This is a genomic window from Mesorhizobium sp. WSM4844, from assembly GCF_055811775.1.
On the sequence record NZ_JBVVQB010000124.1, the window covers coordinates 1 to 2,605 of the forward strand.

Below are 2,605 nucleotides of genomic sequence, written 5' to 3' on the forward strand. Positions count from 1 at the left end.
CCAGATTGCCGTCCGGCAGATAACGCGCCAGATCGCCGCTCCGGTACAGCCGGTCGCCCTCCACAAACGGGCTGGCGGTGAACCGATCCGCCGTCAGCTCGGGACGGTTCAGGTAGCCGCGCGCAACGCCGGCCCCGCCAACATAGAGCTCACCAACTGCTCCCACCGGCACCGGCGCGCCGTGAGCATCCAGCAGGTAGATCCGCGCGTTGGCGATCGGACGGCCGATGGGAGGCAATTGCGGCCAGCATGATGGATCAGCCACGAGGCGGTGCTCCGTGACTACGTGGGTTTCTGTAGGCCCATACTGATTTATCAACCTCGCCCTCGGGTGAGTCTCGAAGAACGACCTGAGGTCGGGGGTGGCTCGCAATTGCTCACCCGCTGTATAAATTTCTCTCAAAGAGGGCAGCAGCGCTCCCCGAGCGCACCAGGCTTCCGCAAAATGTTTCAAGGCTACGAATGGGAGGAAAAGCCGCTCGATCCCTTCTCTGCACACAAAGTCCAGCAACTCGGAAAAGTCGGCACGGGTCTCTTCCTGCACGAGCACCAGTAGCCCGCCGTCCCTCCAGCAACTGAATAACTCCTGGAACGAGACGTCGAAGTTCAAAGTCGTGAACTGAAGTGTACGTCGTTTTGGCGCACCAAACTCCGGCGAGGACCAAAGCAAATTCATAAGCGACCCGTGGGGCATTTCGATGCCCTTTGGGGTGCCGGTGGAGCCTGAGGTATAGATGATGTAGGCGAGATGGCGCGCGGTGAGGCCCAGCGCGCGCGGCTCGGGATCCGAAGCAGGCAGCTCGGCCCAGACCGGGGTGGCCGTTTCCAGATCGACCACCGTCCCGTCGACAAGCGCCTCAGGGCCGAGTGCTGCGCGTCCGGCCGCATCGCAAACTAGCAGCCGCGGCGCGGCATCGTCGACCACCTGCCGCAGCCGCGCCGACGGATAGGCCGGGTCCAGCGGCAGATAGGCGCCGCCCGCCTTCAGGATCGCCAAGACCCCCACCACCATCGCCGGGCTGCGCTCCAGGCAGATCGCCACCGGCTGATCCGGCTTGACCCCAAGGGCGATCAGATGATGGGCCAGCCGGTTGGCCCGCACATTGAGCTCGCCATAGCTCAGGCGCTCGTCCCCATGGACCACCGCCACCGCCTCCGGCGCCTGGCGCACCTGTTGCTCGAACAACTCGTGGATGCAAAGATCCGACGGATAGTCCGCCGCCGTCCGGTTCAGATCCTCCAAAAGGTAGGTCCGCTCCTCGGGCGACAGCAGCTCGATGCGGCCGACCGGCTGACCCGCATCGGCAACCATCGCCCGCAGCAATGCCATAAGATAGCCGCGCTGCCGCTCGATCGTCGCTTCGTCGAACAGCGCCGTGGCATAGTGCAGCGATCCGGCGATCTGATCGCCATCCTCGCCCAGGCTCAGCTCCAGATCGAACTTGACCTGATCATACCCCTCCCCGGCAGCCTCCACACTCAGCCCCGGCAGGTCCAATGACTCGACCGCATTGTTCTGCCAGGCCAACATCACCTGGAACAACGGCGTGTGATCAAGATGCCGCGGCGGCTGCGCGATCTCGACGACCTGCTCGAACGGCAGGTCCTGATGCTCCTGCGCGGCCAGCGCCGTGCGCCGCGTCCGCTCCAGAAGCTCCGACACGCTCGGCGCGCCGGACAGGTCCAGCCGAAGCGCCAGCGTGTTGACGAAGAAGCCGATCAGCTCTTCGATCTCGCGCCGGCCGCGATTGGCGCTCGGCACGCCGATCACAAGGTCGTCCTGCCCCGACAGGCGCGAAAGCACCGCCGCCCAGGCCGCCAGCACCGTCATGAACACCGTCGTGCCATGCTGCCGGCTCAGCCGCTTCAGACCCCGCGTCAGATCCGCATCGATGACGATCGGCACACTGGCCCCGGCAAACGACTGCTGGGCCGGCCGCACGCGGTCCGTCGGCAGCGCAAGACGGGCCGGAGCACCTGACAGGGCGTTGCGCCAATACTGCGCCTGGGTCTGCAGCCGTTCCCCCGACAGCCACTGCCGTTGCCAGGCGGCATAATCCGGATACTGGATCGCCAGCGGTGGCAGTGGGTCGTCCTGCCCGGCCACAAACGCCCAGTAAAGGCTGTTCAGTTCACGCATCAAGACGCCCATCGACCAGCCGTCGGAGACGATGTGATGCTGAGTCAGCAGGAAGACGTGCTCCTCATCCGTCAGCCGGATCAGACGGGCGCGCATCAGCGGCCCGCGCGACAGATCGAACGGCGTGTGCGCCTCTTCGCGGCACAGATCCGAAAGCGCCACCTTAGCATCGGCCCGGTCGGATAGATCGTGCTCGACCAGTGGCAGCCCGGCATCGGCCGGCAGCACCTCGACCCGGGGCCGGCCCTCCGGTGCGACAAAGACACTGCGCAGCGCCTCGTGACGGCCAAACAGACGGTCAAGGCTGCGCTGCCAAGCGACGCGGTCGAGCACCCCCCGCAGCCGCAAGGCCAATGGAACATGATAGTTGGTGCTGCCCTCGTCCAGTTGCGCCAGGAACCACAGCCGCTGCTGCGCGAACGACAGCGCAAGCGGCTCGTCGCGCGACACGGCAACAATCGCCGG

1 protein-coding gene is annotated in these 2,605 nt (G+C 65.6%); it reads right to left on the reverse strand.

The window, feature by feature from the left end:
* Positions 1-2,605, reverse strand: a 2,605-nt coding sequence (locus AC0L2A_RS35945; RefSeq protein ID WP_473612919.1) for a non-ribosomal peptide synthetase, incomplete at both ends; no start/stop codon positions are given.